General features: G+C 54.3%; 18 protein-coding genes. 3 read left to right on the top strand and 15 right to left on the bottom strand.

The features are described 5' to 3' along the window. Positions 1-133: 133 nt before the first annotated feature. The 10 genes from BM258_RS05010 to BM258_RS04965 all read right to left on the bottom strand — a co-directional run bounded on the left by BM258_RS05010 (position 134) and on the right by BM258_RS04965 (position 9,769). Complete coding sequence (locus BM258_RS05010) at positions 134-1,444, bottom strand: enolase C-terminal domain-like protein (protein WP_090069604.1); 1,311 nt, start codon at positions 1,442-1,444, stop codon at positions 134-136. Between the two features lie 49 nt (positions 1,445-1,493). Further along, on the bottom strand, positions 1,494-2,123 hold the full coding sequence (locus BM258_RS05005) for a 2-dehydro-3-deoxy-6-phosphogalactonate aldolase (RefSeq protein WP_090069601.1): 630 nt from the start codon (positions 2,121-2,123) through the stop codon (positions 1,494-1,496). A gap of 68 nt (positions 2,124-2,191) precedes the next feature. Then, positions 2,192-3,475: a TRAP transporter large permease gene (locus BM258_RS05000; protein WP_090069599.1), complete on the bottom strand. Its 1,284-nt coding sequence runs from the start codon at positions 3,473-3,475 to the stop codon at positions 2,192-2,194. A 3-nt stretch (positions 3,476-3,478) separates the two neighbouring features. After that, the gene (locus tag BM258_RS04995; protein WP_090069597.1) at positions 3,479-3,973 is read right to left on the bottom strand and encodes a TRAP transporter small permease; all 495 of its coding nucleotides are present in this window, start codon (positions 3,971-3,973) and stop codon (positions 3,479-3,481) included. A gap of 146 nt (positions 3,974-4,119) precedes the next feature. Continuing rightward, positions 4,120-5,097, bottom strand: coding sequence for a DctP family TRAP transporter solute-binding subunit (locus BM258_RS04990; protein ID WP_090069595.1), 978 nt, complete (start codon positions 5,095-5,097; stop codon positions 4,120-4,122). Positions 5,098-5,159: 62 nt separating this feature from the next. After that, the gene (locus tag BM258_RS04985; RefSeq protein WP_090069593.1) at positions 5,160-6,116 is read right to left on the bottom strand and encodes a C-terminal binding protein; all 957 of its coding nucleotides are present in this window, start codon (positions 6,114-6,116) and stop codon (positions 5,160-5,162) included. A gap of 16 nt (positions 6,117-6,132) precedes the next feature. After that, positions 6,133-6,891, bottom strand: coding sequence for an SDR family NAD(P)-dependent oxidoreductase (locus tag BM258_RS04980; protein ID WP_090070376.1), 759 nt, complete (start codon positions 6,889-6,891; stop codon positions 6,133-6,135). A gap of 16 nt (positions 6,892-6,907) precedes the next feature. Then, the gene (locus tag BM258_RS04975; protein ID WP_090069591.1) at positions 6,908-7,927 is read right to left on the bottom strand and encodes a zinc-dependent alcohol dehydrogenase; all 1,020 of its coding nucleotides are present in this window, start codon (positions 7,925-7,927) and stop codon (positions 6,908-6,910) included. A gap of 79 nt (positions 7,928-8,006) precedes the next feature. Next, positions 8,007-8,951: a 2-dehydro-3-deoxygalactonokinase gene (locus BM258_RS04970; RefSeq protein ID WP_090069589.1), complete on the bottom strand. Its 945-nt coding sequence runs from the start codon at positions 8,949-8,951 to the stop codon at positions 8,007-8,009. Then, on the bottom strand, positions 8,948-9,769 hold the full coding sequence (locus BM258_RS04965) for an IclR family transcriptional regulator (protein ID WP_090069586.1): 822 nt from the start codon (positions 9,767-9,769) through the stop codon (positions 8,948-8,950). The genes BM258_RS04970 and BM258_RS04965 overlap by 4 nt, the downstream gene beginning before the upstream one ends. Positions 9,770-10,820: 1,051 nt before the next feature. On the opposite strand from BM258_RS04965, the gene BM258_RS04960 reads away from it, so the two are divergent. Both BM258_RS04960 and BM258_RS04955 read left to right on the top strand, forming a co-directional pair. Continuing rightward, on the top strand, positions 10,821-11,786 hold the full coding sequence (locus BM258_RS04960; RefSeq protein ID WP_090069584.1) for a sugar kinase: 966 nt from the start codon (positions 10,821-10,823) through the stop codon (positions 11,784-11,786). Positions 11,787-11,894: 108 nt separating this feature from the next. Beyond that, positions 11,895-12,674, top strand: a complete 780-nt coding sequence (locus tag BM258_RS04955) for a hypothetical protein (RefSeq protein ID WP_090069582.1) — start codon at positions 11,895-11,897, stop codon at positions 12,672-12,674. A 136-nt stretch (positions 12,675-12,810) separates the two neighbouring features. On the opposite strand, the gene BM258_RS04950 is transcribed toward BM258_RS04955, so the two are convergent. The 5 genes from BM258_RS04950 to ptsP all read right to left on the bottom strand — a co-directional run bounded on the left by BM258_RS04950 (position 12,811) and on the right by ptsP (position 20,410). Beyond that, entirely contained in the window at positions 12,811-13,506 is a 696-nt protein-coding gene (locus BM258_RS04950; RefSeq protein ID WP_139229202.1) for a GntR family transcriptional regulator, read from the bottom strand. 464 nt (positions 13,507-13,970) lie between these two features. Beyond that, on the bottom strand, positions 13,971-14,831 hold the full coding sequence (locus tag BM258_RS04945) for a shikimate 5-dehydrogenase (protein WP_090069577.1): 861 nt from the start codon (positions 14,829-14,831) through the stop codon (positions 13,971-13,973). A gap of 213 nt (positions 14,832-15,044) precedes the next feature. Further along, on the bottom strand, positions 15,045-16,838 hold the full coding sequence (locus tag BM258_RS04940) for a PTS fructose-like transporter subunit IIB (RefSeq protein WP_090069575.1): 1,794 nt from the start codon (positions 16,836-16,838) through the stop codon (positions 15,045-15,047). 25 nt (positions 16,839-16,863) lie between these two features. Then, complete coding sequence (gene pfkB, locus BM258_RS04935) at positions 16,864-17,811, bottom strand: 1-phosphofructokinase (protein ID WP_090069572.1); 948 nt, start codon at positions 17,809-17,811, stop codon at positions 16,864-16,866. A gap of 121 nt (positions 17,812-17,932) precedes the next feature. Beyond that, positions 17,933-20,410, bottom strand: coding sequence for a phosphoenolpyruvate--protein phosphotransferase (ptsP, locus tag BM258_RS04930; RefSeq protein WP_090070374.1), 2,478 nt, complete (start codon positions 20,408-20,410; stop codon positions 17,933-17,935). 535 nt (positions 20,411-20,945) lie between these two features. Between ptsP and BM258_RS04925 the strand changes: the two genes are divergently transcribed. Then, the gene (locus BM258_RS04925) at positions 20,946-22,160 is read left to right on the top strand and encodes an ROK family transcriptional regulator (RefSeq protein ID WP_090069570.1); all 1,215 of its coding nucleotides are present in this window, start codon (positions 20,946-20,948) and stop codon (positions 22,158-22,160) included. Positions 22,161-22,180 lie beyond the last annotated feature (20 nt).

Here is a 22,180-nt window from a genome sequence, read left to right as displayed (position 1 = left end):
CCCACGCAAGGACGTCGCCGGAGTGCCTAATCAGTGCTCTGAGGCCCAAAATTACAGAACCGCAAAGTGACAGGCGCTTTGCGGTTCTGCTTTAGGCAGGAATGGATTTATTCAATCGGTTCAGTGGGGGAGATCAAACCGTCTCGGCCCATTCCACGCCATCGGGGAAGGCAAACCGCTCTTGGGAATCTGCCTTGAGTGTTGCGCCATAGCCGGGCATGCTGCCCGGGAAGTAGCGACCATTCTTGACGGTCAGCGGCTCTTCGAAATTCTCGTGCAAATGATCGACATATTCCAGAACGCGGTTTTCGAGGCTTCCGCTCACTGCGATATAGTCGAACAGCACGATATTCAGCGAATATTGGCACAGGCCAACGCCGCCACCATGCGGGCAGACCGGCACGTCATATTTGGCCGCCATCAGCAACACGGCCAGCACTTCGTTGACGCCACCAAGACGCGCCGGATCGAGCTGGCAGAAGTCGAAGGCTTCGGCCTGGAAGAACTGCTTGAACATGACACGGTTATGCGCATGTTCACCGGTTGCCACGCCAATATTGCCGATGCTGTCCCTGATTGCCTTGTGGCCGAGGATATCATCCGGGCTTGTCGGCTCTTCGATCCAGAGCGGATCGAACTCGGCAAGACGACGCATATTGGCAATCGCTTCTTCAACGCCCCAGATCTGGTTGGCATCCATCATCAGATGACGATCCCAGCCCAGTTCTTCGCGCAGAATGCGGGCGCGCTCGACATCCTGTTCGATGTCCGCACCAACCTTCTGTTTGAGGTGGGTCCAGCCCCCTTCAACAGCTTCACGAGCCAGACGGCGCATCTTTTCTTCAGAATAGCCAAGCCAGCCAGCCGCAGTTGAATAGGCCGGGAAGCCCTTCTCGTGCATTTCGGCTTCGCGGGCAGCTTTACCTGCTTCCTTGCGTTTGAGCATGGCAAGGGCTTCATGCGGAGTGATGGCATCTTCGATGTAAGTGAAGTCCACGCAACGCACCAGCTCTTCAGGCGTCATGTCAGCCAACAGCTTCCAGACCGGTTTTCCTTCGGATTTGGCCCACATGTCCCATAGGGCATTGACCAGAGCAGCCGTTGCCAGATGAACAAGTCCCTTTTCAGGGCCAAGCCAGCGCAATTGGGAATCCCCGGCGACCAGCTCATGCCAGAAAGTGCCGAAATCCTTTGTGATATCGCCCAGTTCCTTGCCGATGACAAAAGATTTGGCAAGGGTTTCGGCTGCAGCCACAACCAGATTGTTGCCTCGACCGTTGGTGAAGGTCAGGCCATGACCGGAAAGAGCCTCGCCCTTGTCCGTCTTGAGGATCACATAGGTTGCCGAATAGTCCGGCGCTTCATTCATCGCATCAGAACCGTCCAGATTTCTGGACGTTGGAAAGCGGATGTCTTTTACGACGACATCAGTAATCTTTACCATTGATAATTTCTCCTGTGTGGGGTCTGGAGGGAAATGAAGCGGCAGGCTGTCAGCTCTGTTTCAAAACATTGATCGCCTCGATGAAGGCGGCAGCATTGGTGCCAACCTGATCGACGGACATGCCCGCCTTGTAGAGTGCGCTGCCCAGGCCGAACCCTGCGGCTCCTGCGGCCCAATAGTCCACCATCGTGTCAGGCGCGATACCGCCCACCGGCAGGATGCGCGTGGATTTGGGCAGAACGGCCAGCATGGCCTTGACCACTGCAGGAGCCGCACTTTCTGCGGGGAAGAGCTTGAGGGCGTCCGCACCAGCATCAAGCGCAGCAAAAGCTTCAGTTGGTGTTGCAATGCCGGGGACGCAATAAAGGCCAAGAGACTTGGCGTAGGAAATTACTTTGGTGTTGCAGTGAGGCATGACAATCAGCTTGCCCCCCGCAGCAGCTACACTATCGACCGCATCGGTGCTCAAAACCGTACCGGCGCCAATCAATGCGCGGCGGCCAAGGCTTTCCTGCAGGATCGAAATGCTTTCAAAGGGGCGCGGCGAATTGAGTGGAACCTCAATGATGCTAAAGCCGGCATCGACCAGTGTCTGACCCATACCAAGGGCTTCTTCGGGAGCCAGACCGCGCAAAATGGCAACAAGAGGGCATTGCCCGACAAACTGTTCAAAGTTCATGGTTCACACTTTCACAGAGAATTGGGGAAGAGTAGACCTCGCTCCAGGAGAGAGCGAGGTCCGGATGGTTATCGACCCAGTAGGCTGAAGATGCCAATCGAGACGGGTGGTATGTAGGATATGATCAAGAGGAGAACGATCATGATCGCAACGAAAGGTATGATACCTCGTACCACGGTGCCGAGCTGGGCGTTGCCGACCCTTGCCGCCACGAACAGGTTGATACCCAAAGGTGGAGTGATGAACCCGATTGCCAGGTTGACCACCATGATGATGCCGAAGTGGATCGGATCAACACCCATGGAGGTTGCCACAGGGAACAGGATCGGAGACAGCACCAGAATGGCTGGCGTGGTATCCATGACACAGCCAACGAACAGCAGAAGCACGTTGATGATCATGAGAATGATGATCGGGTTGTCCGAAATCGTCGTCATCAGGTCTGCCACCTGAACCGGGATCTGCTCGATGGTCAGGATCTTGGCAAAGGCGGTTGCACAGCCCAGAATAACCATCGTCGTACCCGTTGTGGAACAGGAGCGCGCAACGGTCTTGAGCAACTGCGAGAAGCTGATTTCACGATAGAAGACCAGACCGCAGAGCAAGGCATAAACCGCAGCAACTGCAGCCGCTTCCGTCGGGGTGAAGATGCCCGCATAGATGCCGCCAAGAATGATGACCGGGTTCAAGAGAGCCCATTTGGCTTCCCACATCAGTTTTGCAGCGACACGACAATCAAAATTGCCCTCAATGCCTGCAATTCCGGCTTTCTTGGCATAGATGTAGCTCCAGCCCATCAGCGCAAAGCCGATCAGAAAGCCCGGAACGATACCAGCCATGAACATGTTGGAAATGGACGTCCCCGTCGCAACGCCGAAGATAACCATCGGGATGGAGGGAGGGATGATAACCCCGATCGATCCGGCAGTTGCGACGAGAGCCAGAGTGAAGGATTTTGAATAGCCTTTTTCCAGCATGGTCGGAATGACCATGGAGCCAACAGCGGCCACAGTGGCCGGGCCCGAACCGGAAACGGCTGCAAAGAACATGCAGACAGCGACAGTGACGATGGCAAGACCACCGGTCACACGACCGAAGAACACGTTGGCAACGTCAAGGATGCGGCGGGAAACACCACCTGCGCCCATCAGGTCACCGGCTAGAATAAACAGCGGGATCGCCATGATCGGAAAGCTATCCGTACCGGCAATCAACTGCTGGGAAATATAGTTGGGCGAAAGAGCTTCTGCAGCAAGCGCAGCTGCGGCCGAGGCCAGACCGATGGCAATGCCGACAGGGACATTGAGGATGAGGAACAGGACTAGGCTTGTAAAGAGAACTGTAGCAACCATGCCTTAGAACTCCTCGATGTTGGATTTATCAGGATTGCGAAGGCGCCAGATAATGGTCTGGACCTGCCGAATGGCTGTCAGGAAGAATCCGACGCCGGGCGCGGCATAGATCATCCACAAGGGGATCGCCAGAGCGGTTGAACGCTGGTCAAGCATCATCTGCTTGAGCACCAGTTCGTAGGTGGTCTTGACGATGAACAGGGCGAAAGCCAGAAACAGAAGGTCACCCAGAATGACAACCCACCGCTGCCAGGATTGGGGGAAGAGTCCCAGCGCTGCGTCGATCTTGATATGCTTCATTTCACGCGCGCTGTAGCTGATCATCAAATAGATCAACCAGATAAAGACATATCGCGCCAGTTCTTCGGACCAGGACAGAGATTCCCCCATCACATACCGCATGAAAACCTGCACCGCGATAAGGGCGGTCATGAAGAGCAGGAGAAAGACGCTGATTGAAATTTCGAAATACTTGTCCAAAAAGCGTAGAATGGTCATCTACTTGGTCCCTTTCGAGTACCGAATTCAGTGGCCGCAAAACACATGTTGCATGGAAGGTCTTTCCCGCTTCGGGACCGGCATTGATGGCAACATATGGACGAGGACTGGCATGGCCAGTCCTCGCAATTAGCGGCTGATGAGGCTTATTTCTTCAGCAAAGCATCCATGTATTCAGGATGATCCATTTTGGATTTGACGAGATCATAGATGTTGGCATCAATAATCTTTTTCTGCCACATTGCTTTCTGATCAGGGGTCAGCTCGGTAACAGTCACACCGTCGTTCTTGATTCTGACGAGGATTTCTTTTTCCAGTTCCTGGGAGCGGTTACGCTGGAACGTGGTGGTCTCTTTCGCAGCAGACGTGATGGCGTCCTGCTCTTCTTTGCTCAGAGAGTTGAATTTATCCAAGTTCATGAAAACGATGTACGGGGTATAAACATGCTGGGTCAGAGACACGTTGCTCTGAACTTCCTGGAAGCGGTTGCCGTCGATGATACCCAGTGGGTTTTCCTGACCGTCAACAGTGCCCTGCTGCAGAGCGGTGAACAGTTCGGAGAAAGCCATCGGGGTCGGGTTGGCACCAAGAGCGCGCCATGCAGCCAGATGCACGTCATTTTCCATGGTGCGGATTTTCATGCCGTCCAGATCGGAAGGTTCAGCAACAGCCTGTTTGCTGTTGGTGAAGTTACGGAAGCCGTTTTCCCAGAAAGCAAGACCTTTGAGGCCTTTTTTCTCAAGGGTTTTCAGGATGGCCTGACCGGTTTCACCGTCCAGCTTTGCATATGCATCTTCAGGGCTCAGGAAAAGGAACGGAGCGTCGAATGCATACAGATCCGGGAACAGGGTAGCCAGCGGAGACGTGGAGCTTACACCGATATCGATATCACCAAAGATGGTGCTTTCGGTGATGACGCGGTCGTTGCCCAGCTGGTTGTCCGGGAAGTGTTTCACTTCCAGAGACCCGTTGGTTTTTTCTTCAACGATGCGTTTGAACTCAACGCCAGCGTCTTTACCCGATACGGATGTTACGTTGGAGAAACGAAGGGTTTCAGCAACAGCTGGTGAAACGATTGTGCCGACAGCCAATACTGCTGCAAGCGTAAGTGTTTTAATGGACATTTCTTCCTCCTGTGGTAAATGTCTCGAAGTTTATCGCGAAATTATACAAATTGACGTCCGGTTCAAAGTTGGACCAAACCCCAATTAATACTTTCCCCTTTGGCGAAACGAACAGCTTCTTCTGCAACTTTACGTTTCAATTCCAGGGCAGCATCTTCCGAATACCAAGCCATGTGCGGGGTCAACTGACAGTTTTCCAATGCGCGCAGAGGGCTATCTTCAGGCAACGGTTCGATTTCTGTGGTGTCGAGGGCAGCACCGGCAACCTTGCCGGATTTAAGCGCTACAGCCAGAGCGTCTTCATCGATCAGACCACCGCGTGCGGTGTTGACCATATAGACGCCATCTTTCATGCGGCTGATGGCTGCTTCATCGATCATATGATAGTTTTCATCGGTGACCGGGCAGAAGAGAGCAAAAATGTCTGCCTGTGTAATCACATCATCAAGGGTTCCAGCCTTGATGAAATCTGAACCATCGGCTGCGTTTGGCGTGTAGAATTTGTCATATCCAACGATGTTGAAGCCAAGGTCATGCATCTTCTTGGCATAGAGGCGACCAATACGGCCAAGACCAACAACACCAACGGTGGTTTCGGAGAAACGGCGGATCGGAGAGGCAACCGTGAAGTCCCAGACGCCTGCATGCACAGCCTTGTCCATCTTCGGCACTTTGCGGATGACCGAAAGGCTCAGAGCGATTGCATGGTCGGAGACCTCATGCATGCCATAGTCAGGCACGTTACAAACCTGCACGCCAGCTTCCTTCGCTGCAGCCAGATCCACATTGTTCACGCCAACACCGTAACGGATGATCTGCTTGAGATCGGGCAGGGCGTCAAAAACGCGTTTGGTGAATGGTGCATACTGGTTCAGAGCGATGTTATAGCCCTTGATCTGGTTGATCAGGTCATCTTCGGTTTTGCATTCCAGCAGGTCGAATTCCATACCGGCCTTGGCAAAAACATCCCGCTCCATATTCTGATCAGCATGATCAAGATCGGTAATGACGATTTTCATTTGAGAACTCCTTCGGTTAGCGGCCCAGATAGCCGCCGTCTACCGGTAATGTGACACCGTGCACGTAGTCCGATGCGGGGGAGGCCAGGAACACGAGGGGACCTTTCATGTCCTCTCCATTGCCCCAGCGTTTAGCCGGAATACGTGCGGTGATTTCTGCGTTTCGGCCTTCATCGGCCAGAAGAGCGGTATTCATGTCCGTGGCCATATAACCCGGAGCCAATGCGTTGACATTGATGCCCTTGCTTGCCCATTCGTTGGACAGGGCTTTGGTCAACTGCATCACGCCACCTTTGGATGCGGCATAGGCAGGAACCGTGAAGCCACCAAAGAAGGAAAGCAGAGAGGCAATATTGATGATCTTGCCCTTGCCTTTTGACAGCATGACATTGGCTGCGCGCTGGCAGAAGTCGAACACGGCGTTGAGGTTGACCTCGAGAACCCACTGCCAGTCTTCCAGAGGGAATTCCTCGGAAGCATGACGGCTCTGAACGCCGGCGCAGTTAACCAGAATGTCCAGCTCTCCGCCCAGCATGCTGACGGCCTTGTCAAAGCCTTCCGCGCGGGAGGCCGCATCGGCAAGGTCGATGGCGAGGCCATGGCATTTGGCGCCGTCCTTGTTGAGGGTGGCTGCCACTTCGGCAGCCTTTTCACTTGACCCAACAATCAGGACTTCGGCGCCCGCTTCCAGCAGGCCTTCGGCCATGCCGAGCCCGAGGCCACGGGTGCCACCGGTTACAATGGCTTTTTTTCCGGATAGATCCAGCTTGTACATATTGCTTTCCTCAGGCTCAGGCTTGGCAGTCAACAAGGATCTTGACGGTGCGCAGAGAAGGATCTGCGACCATGTCGAAAATCTTGTCGCTTTCGCTCAGCGGAATGACCTGTGAGATGACTTTTTCCAGATCCTCGGCCATGTTGGCCAGAAGTGGAACGGAGTCAGCGAATTCGCGCATGGTGTAAACGCGGCTGCCAACCATGGTCTGTTCCTTGAAGTTCAGATCCATGAGATCAACGGCATGCGGAGCCTTGTGAACGCCGGTCATGCAGATGGTGCCACCAACGCGCGTCAGCTTGGTCACTTCAAGTGCGGCGCTTTCAACACCGGAACATTCAAAGACGATATCCACACCAACATTGTCGGTTGCCTTGTTGACATGGTCGATCAAGTTGGTATCGCGAACGTTGACTGCATCGAAGCCGAATTCCTTGCAGAGAGCCAAGCGGCCTTCATCAATATCGGAGATGATGATCTGGGCTGCACCGGAATGCTTCAGCAGGATGGCGGTGAGAATACCGATCGGGCCAGCGCCCATGACAACGCAGCGATCAAGGGTCTTGAAGTTGGCTTGATGCAGCGTGCGCACAACAACAGCCAGAGGCTCAGCCAGGGCTGCGAGCTTATCGGAGATCCCTTCTGGCACCTTGACCAGAACGTCTTCGTCAACCCAGCAATGGTCAGCCATGGCGCCATCGGTGTCGATGCCCAGCAGATGCAGGGTCTGACAAACATGAGGCGTGCCGTTTTTGCAAGGGTAGCATTCGCCGCAAGAGATCAGCGGATAAGCCGTTACATGATCGCCAACAGCAAATTTGCTGCCTCCAGGCGCAGTTTCGACGATGCCGACAAACTCATGCCCGAGAATAAGCGGCGCTTTCGCTCTTGGATGCTTGCCGGAATAAATGCCGATGTCACTGCCGCAAAGACCGCAGTAGAGCATCTTCACTTTTACAGCGCCTTCACGCGCCTGTGGTTCAGGAACGTCCCTGACCTCAACTTTATTGGGGCCGGCATATACAAGTGCTTTCATCTTCTTGCCCTTCAATATTTACATGTCAGATCTGCTATAGCAGATCAGTTTGTTAAACCGCTGATACCAGTCGTCCGCTTTAAATCAGGCCACTTGTTTCTGCGAAATTCCAAAGCCCGATATGCGCCGTGTTGTCGAACTGCGCGGTGCATTCAAGGCCGAAGCTGGCCAGAGCCCGTTTGTAGAGATCACACAGGGCACCATCACCGATCATGATCAGTGGCAAAGAGGCATCGTCCTGCAATTCACGGGTGGCCGAGGTCAATTCATTACCGATCAACAGACCGGACATATAGTTGCTGAGCGCTTCCTTGGGCATGCGTTCGGTCAGGCCCATAGTGCGCGTGGCAAAAAGCTGATGCGTCAGATCCCCTGCCCCGCCATGCTTGGCGACAGACAGGCCAAGATCGAACGCCTTGTCGGCTTCTTCCTTGGATGCCTTCTCTTCCGGCATAAGGCGCCCCAGAATGGAGTGATCACACAGGACGGCGAAAATTTCACCCGTCATATAGGTAGAGAAGCTTTCCAGCTTGCCGCCATTCATCGTAACCCATTTGGAGTGGGTGCCTGGCAACAGAATGCGGGAAGCCTGCCACCAGTCATCATGATCAATCAGCGCGCCGGCGATCTGGATTTCTTCGCCGCGGATCACGTCCGGAGCAAGATCCGGATCATCAAGCAGAACGCCCGGAACGATATGAAGCGTGCCACCATCGGGCAAGGTCGCCTGACCGGCCTTCTTGGCCAGATCGCTCAGATCGGCAGGGCACCGCACATAAGGCGCCTCGGACCAACCCTGAGCAGATCCAACCATACCACCGGTCACCACCGAAACATCCGGATATTGCTTGCGCCAATCGCCACAAATGCTCTCAAACGCGACCTCATATCCCTTTACACCACCAGGCTCTGGAAGATGCTGAATGCCATACGGGCTGTGCCGCTGGTCCAGAACTTTGCCGTCTTCCATCAAATAGGCACGCAAACTGGACGTGCCCCAATCAAGTGCGATCAAGAGACTCATTTTTCATTACTCCAACCGAGTTCCCGAGAAATCTTCTGAGCACATCTCACAATCACCGGCCCGAGCAGATTGATCCGCTCCCGAGGCATGAAATTGAGCGTGCTGGAAATGGAAATGGAAGCAACAGCCCTGTTGCCATCGGCAAAGACGGGCGCTGCTACGCAGCGAATGCCGATTTCGTTCTCTTCATCATCAAACGTATAGCCCCGCTCCCTGGAGAGCGATAGATCGGAAAAGAACTCAGAATAGCCTTTCAGCTCGGGCCATCCCTCCTTCAGATGTGTCTGGCTTGACGTGAAGTCGTAGAATTCCTTCCACTCCTCCTCGTCCATTGTCATCAGGATGGCCTTGCCAAGGCCGGTAAATGCCATGGGCATGGTCAGCCCGACACGTGACCGCATCTGGAAACCGCGGCTGCCGTTGATCTTGTCCAGGTAGATGATCGCACCATCATTGGTTGGCACGGCAAGGTGAATGGTATCAAGCACCTGTGCGGACAAGGCTTCCAGAAACGGACGGGCGATACCCGCCAGCGGGCGCTGCTCACGAGCACGATCACCAAGATCGACCAGGCGCGCACCAAGAAAATAGCCTTTTTCGGGAATGTGGTAGAGGTAGCCCTCGGTCACCAGATTGTGGATCATGCGCGTAATCGTGCTACGCGGAACCTGCAATCTGTCTGACAGACCTTTGACGCTCGTCACTCCGTCGCCAACCAGCTCCAGAATGGACAGTCCTCTCAGCAATGTTTGCGTCCCAGCCATAAGAGTCCGTTTTCCGAACTCGCCATAATCGGCTGGTCCTCCCAAATGAGCCATATTTTCCTCCTGGGCCGATCCTATGAAGAGATTTTTGTTTCGTCAAATATTAAATCTAACATTCAGTATCTGGTACACCAGTTTGTAAAAATGCTAGATGTTTTCCCGTATTTTTGGGCAAAAACCTAGTCAAAAGAGGCATGTTTTCGGTGGAAAATGACTCCAACACCGGTCTCTGGCGATTGAGATTTGCCGACCAAAAGCCCTTGAAGGACAAAAAAACACCTACACTTTTGGCCAATGACGAGGGGCAGAGCCGGCTTTGAACAAAGGCGGGTTGACGCTTGGTGATTGGTGACGCGGTCTTGCAAGAGATGATGAGATCGGATACGCATCAGACCGAATGACCAAATGTCGCATCCTCAACAATATTGTACTTTTCGAGATCTCAATCTAATCATAACGATGCACCGAGGGAGGCTCTCAGAGCGATGCGCGCACGCATTTTGTCTTCGACCGACGGCTCATGTCGACCACGAAATCTTCGCATTCCGCACGCACGGTCAGCCCCTTAGTCTACCCATCATGAGACTCGCAGCCAGGCCCAGATAAGCCATTACAATAAAAGCAGAAAACATTGAGGCGAATGAATGTTTACGCGGCCAATCACACCCTTGAATACATGCGTCGGCCGCAATGTGTCTGAAGAATATCGCGACAAATTGGCGCATATTTTTCTTGCCTCTCACGCCCCTACAGCGTCTCATTTTACCCAATTATTTGCCAACAGTGCGCGAGATTTCAACGCAGCCAAAAGGACAGGCAGGCGCCTCGGCCTACCAGAGCAGACTGTTGGTCCAATTCAATACGGCATTAAGTTATTTTCCACTAACTTTATGCCCGTCTATCCCGGATCCAATCAACAGGATGGCGTAGCTCTCAAAACATCGCTCTGCGAGAGCGGACACACCGCCACACCGAGAGAGCTTGCTCCCTCATTTACGCATCCCTATTCGCCCTCAGGGCGCATGTCACAAGAAACAAACAGGCACCAATCAAATATGCTTTCTGGCTTCCCTGAGGCCAGGCGAGCAGAGCAAGGAGTAAACGCATGACAGAGCAGCTTAAGATTGCCTCCATTGGCGAGTGCATGATCGAACTGTCGCCGGCAAAGGGCGTCGAGGGTTTTGCAGAAGGCATGAAGGTCTTCCGTCAGGCTTTCGCCGGCGACACCTTCAATACAGCAACCTATCTGGTGCGGCAGTTTTCTCCCAAGGCAGAGGTCTCTTATATTACCGGCCTTGGTTCGGACATGCAAAGCCAGAGCATGCGTGAGAAATTTGCCAGCGAAGGCATCAAGGTGGATCATATCACCCTCGTAGAGGGCAAGAATCCCGGTCTCTATATGATCGAGAATGATGAAACCGGCGAGCGTTTCTTCCATTACTGGCGCAATGATGCCGCTGCCAAGCTGATGTTTGGCGGCTGGTCTGTCGAGAAGATTGCCGAGCTGCTTGGCGACTTCAATATGGTCTATTTCTCTGGCATCACGCTGGCTATTCTGGACGACACCCAGCGCGACAATCTGCTCGCAGCTCTGGCTTCTCTCAAAGGCAAAGTGAAGGTAGCGTTTGACCCCAACTTCCGCCCTGCCCTGTGGCCAGACAGAGATAAATGCCGCGCAGTCTTCAGCAAGGCTGCTGGCGTTACCGACTATGCTCTGGTGGGCTGCGAAGACCACGCCGCTCTCTGGGAAGAAAGCGACGCCGACAAGATTGCCGACGCATGGCGCGGCTGGGGTGCTGGCGAAGCCATCATCAAGGGCGGCGACAACAGCTGCATCATCGTCAATGACGAAGGCCGCATGGAAGTTGCCCCTCCGGCCAAACTGAAGCCGGTCGACACCACGGGAGCAGGCGATTCCTTTGCTGCCGGCTATATCGGCATGCGCATTCAAGACAAAAGCGTTGATGAAGCAGCCCGCATGGCCCACGCCATTGCAGCCAAGGTCATCATGCATCCGGGTGGCGCTATCGACAAAGCTGTCTGGAGCCCGGTTCAAGAAGGCGAATACTGACACAATCCTTCTGGTTCGGCCCTGCGCCGGACCAGTCCGTACGCTGAACACCGCAGAATCCAAAGCAGGATATGCGGCTCATATTCTATCTCACAACAGGATAAAACCATGTCCGCTTACGTTCGCACTGTAATCACTCCGCTTGAAACCGTAACTCTTACGGCCGAAATGATGCCAGCTTCCCTGCCGGAAGCTTATGCCCGTGTTAAATCTGTCGTTGAAAAAGACGCTGGCTATGGCGCAGCCTGGAAAGTGGGTGGCTCTACCCCTCCGGCCCAGAAGGCCCTTGGCATCGACGAAATTTTCTTTGCGCCCATGCATGAAAAGGAAATCGTAGCGGCTGATAAACTGGTACCGGGCTTCAAGACCCTGAGCATCACGTCCGAAGGTGAAATTGCCCTGCGCATTTCAGCCAAAGCAGAAAGCTATCTTGAAAAAGGCATGGATGCAGTGGCTGCGGCTCCTCTTGCCGATCTGTTTGATGTCTGGTGCGTCAGCTCCGAAATGCCATCGGGAGCCCTCACCAATGGCGGCGACTTTGGTGTTCCGGCTATCGTCTCCGACCGTTGTGGCTCCGGCTGCTTGGTGCTTGGCCCTGAACATGCTTATACAGCTGACACCAAATGGAATGGCGAAGTCATGAAAACCGAACAAAACGGTACCGTCATCGCAGAGGGAACCACGTCTGATCTGGTTGGCCCTGCCGATGAAGTTGCCCGTGATTTCATCGTTGTTGCCGTGAAATACGGCTTCCGTCCAAAAGCCGGTCAGTGGATTTCTACCGGCGGTATCATTCCTTGCAAACCGCTTGAAGAAAATGCCGACATCAAGATCTATTATGATGGCAAGGTCGAGCTGGCCTTCAAAACCGGTTACGACGCTGCATAAGCGCGCCTTGATGGCCCACCATAGCGTTGGGTGATATGCATGACATATTGACCAACGCGATCAAAAAGAAAGGCCGTTCTCAAGGGTTGGGAACGGCCTTTTCTTTATCTGGAAATCTCGACAAAACACCAAGCGCTCAAACAGCCTTTGATTGAGTGATATCGGAAACATCTCGACTGAAAGTGCGGTGATAGCGTCCGATATGGAAATCAAGAATGCTGATAGCTGCTTCGATCTTGCCTTCGCGCAGAACTTCGATCATTTCGCCGTGTTCTTCAAAACTTTTGGTGGTCTGGATGCGGTCTCGCCCCAGATAGGTGCGGATTGCTGAAACCTTGGCTTCAATCAGGCGATAGCTATCCGAGAGATACTGATTGTCACAAAGCTCGAACATGGCTCTGTGGAACTGCACATCAAGATCGAGATAGTGAGAGCGCTTGTCTATTCTCTTGGCTTCTTCCATCTTCTCCCAGATGCTGGCCAATTCGGCAACGAGGCCATCACGGTTGCGTTCAAAAGCCAAACGCAAGGCAGCTGTTTCCAAAATGTAGCGATATTCGGAAAAGCGCTCCAGATCGGTTCCACTCAAGGTGAAAACAAAAGTGCCCTTTTGAGGGATCACATCGACCAGACCTTCCACTTTCATCTGAGCCAAGGCATGGCGGATAGGTGTTTTGCTGATATTCAACCGATCAGCAAGCTTTTGCTCCGACAAGGCTTCACCGAGAGCGAACTCGCCCTCACTGATAGCGGCTCTTAGTTTTTCCGTCGCAATATCGGATAGGGACGGCGGCCTTTCGATTTCTTCCAATTGTGTTCCACTCAGTTTCAAGAGTTTTTCTAAATTGAGAATTCCGATTCTATCGTTGGTATCAAGTATACCACACACCAGCCAGATGCAAGCTATGGTTTTACCGACAAGATCTCAAATAGTTCTGCCAGGATTTCTCTCATCTCCTTAGCCTCGGGTCTTGAGAAGGGCATGACGCAACCAATCATGCCCCTGCCCTTTACTTCCATTCATGCGCATGATCGCAAAGGCCACTCTTATATGGCTTGTTTCTGCCAGTTTCAAATAGCATAAACTGCTAAATTTCTCACCACTTGCGTTTCCGGGTGCCATCGCGGATTTTTCAGCACCCCTTCGCAGTGATGCGAAAAATGCGCATGGATGTGCTCACATTAGCATCATATAATTGTATCACTTTCACCGAAAGCTACGCCAAGCCAAGCCGTGTTACTGCTGGCTAAGAAGCTAGCCCAGCTCTCTGGTGCATGACAATGGAGCAAAGCGACCTATTTGAGGCTTTGAAGTCGCTCTTCTCTGGCAACCGCATGGGAAAATGCCGAGGCTTTTTCAATCAGGGCACGTTCCGGGCGGATGCCGGTATAAAGTTCGAACTGTTCAACGGCCTGCAACACGATGACCTCTGCACCGGATATGCATGTCTTGCCATGCTTTTCTGCGGTCTGCATCAGGGGTGTTTCAGCGGGCATAGCCACCACGTCAAATACATAGTCGGATGCCTTGATGATCTCTTCGTCAAAGGCCAGCATTTCAGCTTCTGGCCCCTGCATGCCCATGGGGGTCACATTGATGATGAGCGGCGCTGTCAGGCCGTCTGTCGTCGGAGCCCAGTCAAAGCCATAAAGATCGGCAAGCGCAGGGCCGGTCTTTTCGTTGCGCGCAACGATGGTGCCTTTCTCATGGCCACTATTCTTAAGGGCTGCTGCCACCGCCTTTGCCATTCCACCTGACCCGCGCAGAAGAAACGGCGTTGACGGATCAATCTTTGCTGCGGCGAGAAGATCATAGATGGCGATATAATCGGTGTTGTAGCCGGTCAAGTGCCCATCATCATTGACGATGGTATTGACGCTATCAATAGCACTGGCGGAATCCTCCAATGCATCAAGCAGAGGGATCACGTCTTCCTTGAAGGGCATGGAGATGGCGCAGCCCCGGATGCCGAGCGCACGCACGCCACCGATGGCAGCTGGCAGGTCTGTTGTCGAGAAGGCTTTGTAGACGAAATCAAGTCCTAGTTCTTCATACATCTTGTTATGAAAGCGCGTGCCGAACGGGCTGGGTCGGGCAGACAGCGACATGCACAGGCGGGTTTTGGGACCAATTAGGGGTTTTTGCGTCGATGTCATCAAAAATGCCTTTCTCAATATCCGGTGCGAGAGGGAACCATGTCCCGGCAGACTGACTATAAGGCGCCCTGTGGGGATGAGACAAGCTTGCCATTTTTCAGGAACCACGCGGGACAAACAAAAAGCACGCCCGAGATACGGGCGTGCCAGTCTGATACTATTGATGCCGGATCAGTAGAGGGGGACTTTTGTGAGGATCCGGCATCTCTTTTCTTATTCGGCAGCCACTGTCTGAGGCACCTCATTCACCGGGCGCTTGAGGATAACCAGAAGCGCTGTGGTAACGGCGGTGCCGATGAGGATGGACAGGATATACATAGGCAGGTTGCTAACTGCATTCGGAATGGCCAGCACGAAGGCACCTCCATGAGGCGCGCGCAAACCGCAACCGAAATACATGGACAGCGCACCGGTCAGAGCGGACCCAACCATGATGGACGGGATCACACGCAGAGGGTCTTTGGCTGCGTAAGGGATCGCGCCTTCGGTGATGAAGGACAGGCCCAGAACGAAGGCTGCCTTACCGGCCTCATGCTCTTCTTTCGTGAAGCGGTTTTTGGCGATGAAGGTTGCGATGGACAGACCAAGCGGAGGCGTCATGCCAGCAGCCATAACCGCAGCCATCGGGCCGAAGGTATCGCTGGTCAGAAGGCCAACGGAGAAGGCATAAGCCGCCTTGTTGACAGGACCACCCATGTCAAAGGCCATCATGGCACCCAGCACGAGACCAAGGATAACGGCGTTGGTCTGGTTCATGCTCTGTAGCATGGCCGTCAGGCTTTCGTTGATGTAGCGAACCGGTTCACCGATCACATAGACCATCAAGAGACCGACAATCGCAGTCGACAGCAACGGCAACACAAGCACCGGCATCAAACCCTCAAGGGACTGGGGCAGCTTGATATTGTCACGTAGCCACAGGGCTACATAACCGGCAAGGAAACCGGCCAGAATGCCGCCAAGGAAACCGGCGCCAAGATTGACGGCCAAAAGGCCACCGATGAGGCCTGGCGTAAGGCCGGGGCGGTCGGCAATGGAATAGGCCATGAAACCGGCAAGAACCGGAACCATCAGTTTGAAAGCAGCGCCGCCACCAATGGTCATCAGGGCCGCAGCCAATGTGCCTTCTTCCTTGAAGGCCTCAATGCCGAAGACGAAGGACAGGGCGATCAACAGACCACCGGCCACAACCACCGGCAACATATAGGATACGCCTGTCAGCAGATGCTTGTATGGGCCGGACCGGCTGGCCTTAAGGGCAGCCTTGGCCTCTTCAAGTGACTGCATTTTCTCGCCACCCTGAGCGCCTGCACCGGCTGCCGGAGCGGCTGTTTCGGCTTCGCTGAATGCAGAGGCGATCACGCCAGCGGCGTCTTTCACGGCAGCGCCAACGGATGAGCGATAGATCGGCTTGCCAGCAAAGCGGCTTTCATCCACATGGGTATCAGCGGAGATGATCACCACATCGGCTGCAGCAATATCTTCAGGGGTCAGCTGATCCTTGGCCCCGACAGAGCCTTGGGTTTCAACCTTGATTTCGTGACCTGCGGCGGTCGCCTTTTTCTTCAGGGCATCGGCGGCCATGAAGGTGTGAGCGATGCCCGTTGGGCAGGACGTGACAGCGACAATGCGCTTCTTGGACTCATCAGATGTGGACACGGCTTCCTCCTTATGCTGGTCACAACTTGTTTGCTCGGGTAGCCCCGCAGCTTTGAAAGCCTTGGCCAATACTCCAGCTGTATCCCGAATGGCCAGGCTCGTGGTTGTCTTGTAAATGGTCAGACCCGTGAAGGGGGTCTGATCGATTTCTTCGTCAATCGCCAGGATCACCAGATCCGCCTTGGCGATTTCCTCTTCCTTCAGAGGCGAGGTAATTTCATCAGGAGCGCGACATTCCACCAGAACGTCATGTCCTTGATCACTGGCAACCTTGCGCAAGGCTTCGGCCGCCATCAGGGTATGTGCCCGGCTTTCCGCACTGGCGGACACAGCTACAATTGTTGCCATTGCTCTTCCTTTCTCCTCTCGGACCTCACAATTTCTCTATGACCACATCGGCAGCGAAGGCCTTGATTACTTCCTGCGCGGGCAAATGAGGCCCGATCTCTCCCAGAGCCCCCAGAGAAAAGCCGGTTGCCAGACGGGCAAGATCCGCAAGCGGCAGCCCTTCCGACCGGCTGTGTAAAATGCCGGCGACCATGGCGTCGCCTGCGCCAACCGTGCTTTTGACCACGGCCCCTTTGGGCATGGCGTGCAGCACGTCTTCTTCAGTGATAAACAGGGCCCCGTCAGCGCCCATGGAGACAACAATCAACCCCACCCGGCCACCGGTTACAGCGCGCGCGGCAGTGATGATCTCTTCGTGGCTCTTCAGGTTGCGGCCAACCAGCTCGGACAGTTCGTCCACATTGGGCTTGATGATGTCCGGTCCGGCATCCAGAGCGGCAGCAAAAGAAGGTCCGCTCGCGTCCAGAATGACTTCCTTGCCAAGCCCTTTGAGGTGGCTGATCAGATCGCGATAGATGGTCTGGGGCAAACCGGCCGGCAGACTGCCTGCGAGTACAAACTGCTCCGTGCCATTGGCCGCCAACTGATCAATCGCGTCTTCCAAAGCCGCAAGACCTTCAGCGCAATTCGTGAGGCCGGGGGCGTTGATATCGGTGATTTCCTGTTTGTCCGGATCAACAATCTTGATGTTGACGCGGGTCGCCCCTGCCAGCCGAACAAAGCGGTCATCAATATTCAAGCGACCAAACAGCTGCTCGAAGGGATGGGCGTTGTCCTTGCCCAGAAATCCGGTAACCGCAATCTTGTGCCCGAACTGGGCAAGAAAGCTGGCCACGTTGACCCCTTTGCCGCCAGCATCGGACTGCTCGCTGGCCACTCGGTTCACCTCGCCCATGGCGAAGTTCGGGATCTGGATGGTTTGGTCAATCGCCGGATTGAGGGTCACCGTAGCGATTTTTGCCCCTGCACTCATGACGTCTTTCCCCTGACGGATGTCGGCCGAATATCGGCTGACAATGCTAGTCTGTTCGGTTCGGGATAAGGACCCGCCGGTGACTGACACTGGCGGGATATTCTCTTTGCAACGGGTCGGGCTATTTCAGCGCGCGAACCTCTGATGCCTCTGTGCAAGCCAGCGCCCTCTGGGCAAATGCCTTGGCCTCAGCCATGGAAAGGCGGCGTATCTTGGCCTTGACCGATGCGATGGCCGGAATGCTGACGCTGAGCTCATGCACGCCGAGACCTGACAGGATCTGCGCTCCAAGAGGATCGCCAGCGATGCCGCCACAGGCACCAACCCAGATACCTGCAGCATCTGCGGCTTCCACCGTCTTGCGGATCAGGCGCAGAACCGCCGGGTTCAGCCCATCAGCCATTTTGGCCAATTGCGGATGCATCCGGTCCATAGCAAGCGCATATTGCGTTAGATCGTTGGTGCCGATGGAGAAGAAATCCACCTCACGGGCGAAGTCTTCGGCCATCATCACGGCAGACGGAATCTCGATCATCATGCCGATTTCTACCGGATCAGCGCCCACTTCCTGACGCACTTCTTCGGTGATGGTCTTGGCAACCCGCAATTCATCCATGGATGAAATCATCGGATACATGATGCGGATCGGTCCATGGGCGGATGCCCGGAAAATGGCCCGAAGTTGCGTACGGAAGATATCGTCACGCAGCAGGCACAGGCGGATGCCGCGCACACCGAGGAACGGGTTCATCTCTTCCGGCGTAGCAAGATAAGGAACATCCTTGTCGCCACCGATATCCAGCGTGCGGATGATCATCGGCAGGCCGTTCATGGCCTTTATCATGGCGGCGATGGCTTCATATTGCTCATCTTCGCTGGGCTCGGTGTCGCGCTGCAAGAACTGGAATTCTGTTCGAAGCAACCCGACACCTTCCCCACCAGCCACCACGGCGGCATTCGCTTCTTCTACATTGCCAATATTGGCGACCACCTCGATGCGGTGGCCATCGCTCATGATGGCTGGCTGATAGCAGGCATTCTGCTCAGCGATTGCCTGACGCGCGTAAACTTCCTGAGCGGCCTTGGCCTGGTCGGTGTCTTTGTCTGTCGGCTCGGAAACCAGAACACCCGATGTGCCATCCAGAATGACGGCAGCCCCATCCTTAAGCGCAAGACATGTCTCTCCAGCGCCAACCACAGCGGGAATGTCCAGACTGCGGGCGATTATGGCCGTGTGCGAGGTTGGACCACCAGAGGCGGTGCAAAGTCCCAGCACCTGCTCGGGATCAAGCCCGGCAGTGTCAGATGGTGTCAGATCATCAGCCACAAGGATGATCGGGCTATCTGGCAGATCGGGGTCATCTTCCACCTTGTCGGCCAGCAATTTGAGCAACCGCCGTCCGACATCGCGCAGATCCAGAGCGCGTGCTGCGAGAATTTCATCCTGCATGGCAGCGAGCGCTTCAGCATGGTCTTCAAAGCTCTGTTTCCATGCCCATCCGGCGCTAGCGCCAGCTGCAATTCCTTCGCGGGCTTTGCCCAGCAGTTCAGGATCTTCCAGAAATTCGCCTTGTGCCTTAAAGATGGCGGCTTTTGCGGCTCCCTGTTTGGCCAGCATATCGTCATGCAGTACCGTCAATTCGGCCTTGGCCGTAGCGAGCGCCTGATCGAGACGTGCGCTTTCTTCGTCGCTAGACCCTTCGGCTTTTTCAGAGACCACGATGCGTCCACGTTTCAACTGGCAGATCGGCCCCAGAGCGATACCCGGAGAAGCAGAAATGCCGGCAATGGCCGCGCCTTCATAGGTGGAAACCTCTGTTGAACCAGAGTGATCCGCGGCAGCTTCAGCGGCGGCTTCGTCTTCATCTTCCAGCCCTTCTGCAAAGGCATTGAAAATGGCTTCGAGGGCTTTTTCCGCGTCCGGCCCGTCCGCACTGATGCGGATCGTCGCACCATTGTCGATACCCAGCTTGAGCAGACCAATCAGGCTTTTGGCGTCGCCGACCTTGTTGCCGTTGCGCACCAGAATACTGGACTGGAAGGTCTTGGATAGATCAACAAGGGCAGTCGCCGGGCGAGCATGCAGCCCGTGGGGGCTCGTGACTACATACTCAAAGCCCAGCTCGTGTTCTTCGGGGGCGTCTTCGTCCTGCGCATCAACTGCGGTGTCCTGTCCACCGGACAGGCGGCGCGCAATATCGCCCGCATCTTTCGTGGTAGCCAATCGCTTGGCTTCGTCAGCATCGTCCAGCACATCGGTCAGATTGGAAAGGATGGTCAGATGTTCGTCTGATTTGGCAGCAATGCCGACCACCAGATGCACCCGCTCATCATTATTCCAGATCACACCGTCAGGCAGCTGCAGCACGGCAACGCCTGTTTCCTTGATCAATTCGCGATCTTTGGGGATGCCATGAGGGATTGCAATACCATTACCAAGATAGGTATTGGCGACTTCTTCGCGGGCGAGCATGCTCTTTATGTAACCCGGTTCGATATTGCCGGATTTGACCAACAGTTCGCCTACTTTCGCGATAGCGTCACTCTTGTCGAGCGCCTGCCCTCCGACACGGATAGCCGATTCCTTGAACTGCATCATTTCCTCCGAATACTCCAACCTGAACGCCATAAGACCGCAATTGCTTTTGCCTATTGTCAGGGTCCGGCCACGCATGGCCAACGTTCTGCGAGATAATAAATCTATTTAAGTGAATTATTAAAGGAAAATATTTGACTCACATCAATCAAATGGTCGAATTTCGGTAAATCTGCGGATGCAAAATGGCTCTTATGCGCTTTTCGCCGTCATAATACGGCAATATTTGTAATTATTACTTCTATTTGATGTATTAATTAAATGACCGAAATTGCAGCATTTTTTCACATAACTGTTGTGAAAATGGCATTTTGAGCGGAACTGAACACTGGAAGACGTCACAAATCTGTTGATTTTTGTCTCTTCAAGCTGATTAATTCCATCAAAGTTATTTTTTGATCTGGTTCATGGCTATCACAGGTCCACGCGCTATAGGGTCGAGCTTAATCAGATGACTTGATCCATATGCATGCGCATGGTGCGCCGGTCTTCTTTTGTCAGCGAAAAGAGATCAAACTCAAGCGAAGGACGCGGAAGAATGGCCAAAAAAGGGACACGCTCAGGATCTGGCAGCGATGGCTCTTTTGGGTTCAATCAGAAGAAAGTCCGCGCCTATAACGAGCGGCTTGTCCTGTCGTTGATCCAACGTCATGGTGCATTGGCCAAATCAGAAATCACACGCCGTTCCGGCCTGTCTGCACAGGCGGTTTCCGTCATTATCGGAGAATTGGAGAAAGACGGGCTGCTGTTGCGCGGCGAACCCATTCGCGGGCGCGTCGGCCAGCCCTCTATCCCCATGCGGCTCAATCCTGACGGTGTTTTTTCTTTCGGCCTGAAAATAGGCCGCCGCAGCGCCGACCTTATCCTGATCGATTTTGCCGGACAGACGCGGGCAACAAACCGCATCACCTATTCTTATCCCATGCCCGATCTGGTGATGGCCTTTGCCACACAGGGCATTCGCGAAATGAGCCAGAAGATCGATGCGGGTCAGCAAGACAAGATTGCCGGTATCGGCATAGCCCTGCCCTTCCATCTATGGGACTGGGAAGACAAGGTGGGCGTTTCCCCCGGCACCATGGACGTCTGGAAACAGTTCGATGTGGCTTATGAGCTGGAAGAGGCAACGGGTCTCAATGCCTTTACACAGAATGATTGCACTGCGGCCTGCTGTGCAGAGGTTGCCTTCGGGCGTGGCATGGCTTTTAGCGATTCCCTCTATATCTTCGTGGGCACCTTTGTGGGCGGCGGCGTTGCCCTTAACAATTCCATCTATGCCGGACGCACCCAGAATGCAGGCGCTCTGGCCTCGATGCCCATGCCCGGCCCTGACGGCGAAAAGAAGCAGCTGATCGACTTCGCATCGCTGTTCTTTCTTGAAGAGATGCTCAAGGAGAAGGGCATAGACCCCTCACTCCTGCAACAAAATTCCTACGATTGGTCGGATCTGGGGGATGTGCTCGAGGAATGGCTGGACAAGGCCGCTCACTATATCGCCCTTGCCATCGCGTCGGCGACAGCCATCATCGATTTTGAGGTGGCCATTCTGGATGGCACCATGCCAGCCGCCGTGCGCGAAAGTCTGGTTGAAAAGATCCGCGACGCGATTACCGAACAGGGCTGGAAGGGCATTGCCTTGCCGGTGGTACTTGAGGGCACATTGGGGAGCCCGGCAAGGGCGCTGGGGGGCGCCAGCCTACCGCTCTTCATTCGCTATCTGCTGGACCAGAACATGCTCTTCAACCAATCCTAGTCAGGGCTTTTTCCATCGAA

Origin of the sequence: Cohaesibacter marisflavi (genome assembly GCF_900115225.1) — a bacterium.
Taxonomy (GTDB): Bacteria; Pseudomonadota; Alphaproteobacteria; order Rhizobiales; family Cohaesibacteraceae; genus Cohaesibacter; species Cohaesibacter marisflavi.
This window is presented reverse-complemented; position numbering and strand designations above follow the sequence as displayed.

Coding starts and splice junctions, on each gene's coding strand:
- BM258_RS05010 (WP_090069604.1), bottom strand. CDS start 1,444: ATGGTAAAGATTACTGATGTCGTCGTAAAAGACATCCGCTTTCCAACG.
- BM258_RS05005 (WP_090069601.1), bottom strand. CDS start 2,123: ATGAACTTTGAACAGTTTGTCGGGCAATGCCCTCTTGTTGCCATTTTG.
- BM258_RS05000 (WP_090069599.1), bottom strand. CDS start 3,475: ATGGTTGCTACAGTTCTCTTTACAAGCCTAGTCCTGTTCCTCATCCTC.
- BM258_RS04995 (WP_090069597.1), bottom strand. CDS start 3,973: ATGACCATTCTACGCTTTTTGGACAAGTATTTCGAAATTTCAATCAGC.
- BM258_RS04990 (WP_090069595.1), bottom strand. CDS start 5,097: ATGTCCATTAAAACACTTACGCTTGCAGCAGTATTGGCTGTCGGCACA.
- BM258_RS04985 (WP_090069593.1), bottom strand. CDS start 6,116: ATGAAAATCGTCATTACCGATCTTGATCATGCTGATCAGAATATGGAG.
- BM258_RS04980 (WP_090070376.1), bottom strand. CDS start 6,891: ATGTACAAGCTGGATCTATCCGGAAAAAAAGCCATTGTAACCGGTGGC.
- BM258_RS04975 (WP_090069591.1), bottom strand. CDS start 7,927: ATGAAAGCACTTGTATATGCCGGCCCCAATAAAGTTGAGGTCAGGGAC.
- BM258_RS04970 (WP_090069589.1), bottom strand. CDS start 8,951: ATGAGTCTCTTGATCGCACTTGATTGGGGCACGTCCAGTTTGCGTGCC.
- BM258_RS04965 (WP_090069586.1), bottom strand. CDS start 9,769: ATGGCTCATTTGGGAGGACCAGCCGATTATGGCGAGTTCGGAAAACGG.
- BM258_RS04960 (WP_090069584.1), top strand. CDS start 10,821: ATGACAGAGCAGCTTAAGATTGCCTCCATTGGCGAGTGCATGATCGAA.
- BM258_RS04955 (WP_090069582.1), top strand. CDS start 11,895: ATGTCCGCTTACGTTCGCACTGTAATCACTCCGCTTGAAACCGTAACT.
- BM258_RS04945 (WP_090069577.1), bottom strand. CDS start 14,831: ATGACATCGACGCAAAAACCCCTAATTGGTCCCAAAACCCGCCTGTGC.
- BM258_RS04940 (WP_090069575.1), bottom strand. CDS start 16,838: ATGGCAACAATTGTAGCTGTGTCCGCCAGTGCGGAAAGCCGGGCACAT.
- pfkB (WP_090069572.1), bottom strand. CDS start 17,811: ATGAGTGCAGGGGCAAAAATCGCTACGGTGACCCTCAATCCGGCGATT.
- ptsP (WP_090070374.1), bottom strand. CDS start 20,410: ATGATGCAGTTCAAGGAATCGGCTATCCGTGTCGGAGGGCAGGCGCTC.
- BM258_RS04925 (WP_090069570.1), top strand. CDS start 20,946: ATGGCCAAAAAAGGGACACGCTCAGGATCTGGCAGCGATGGCTCTTTT.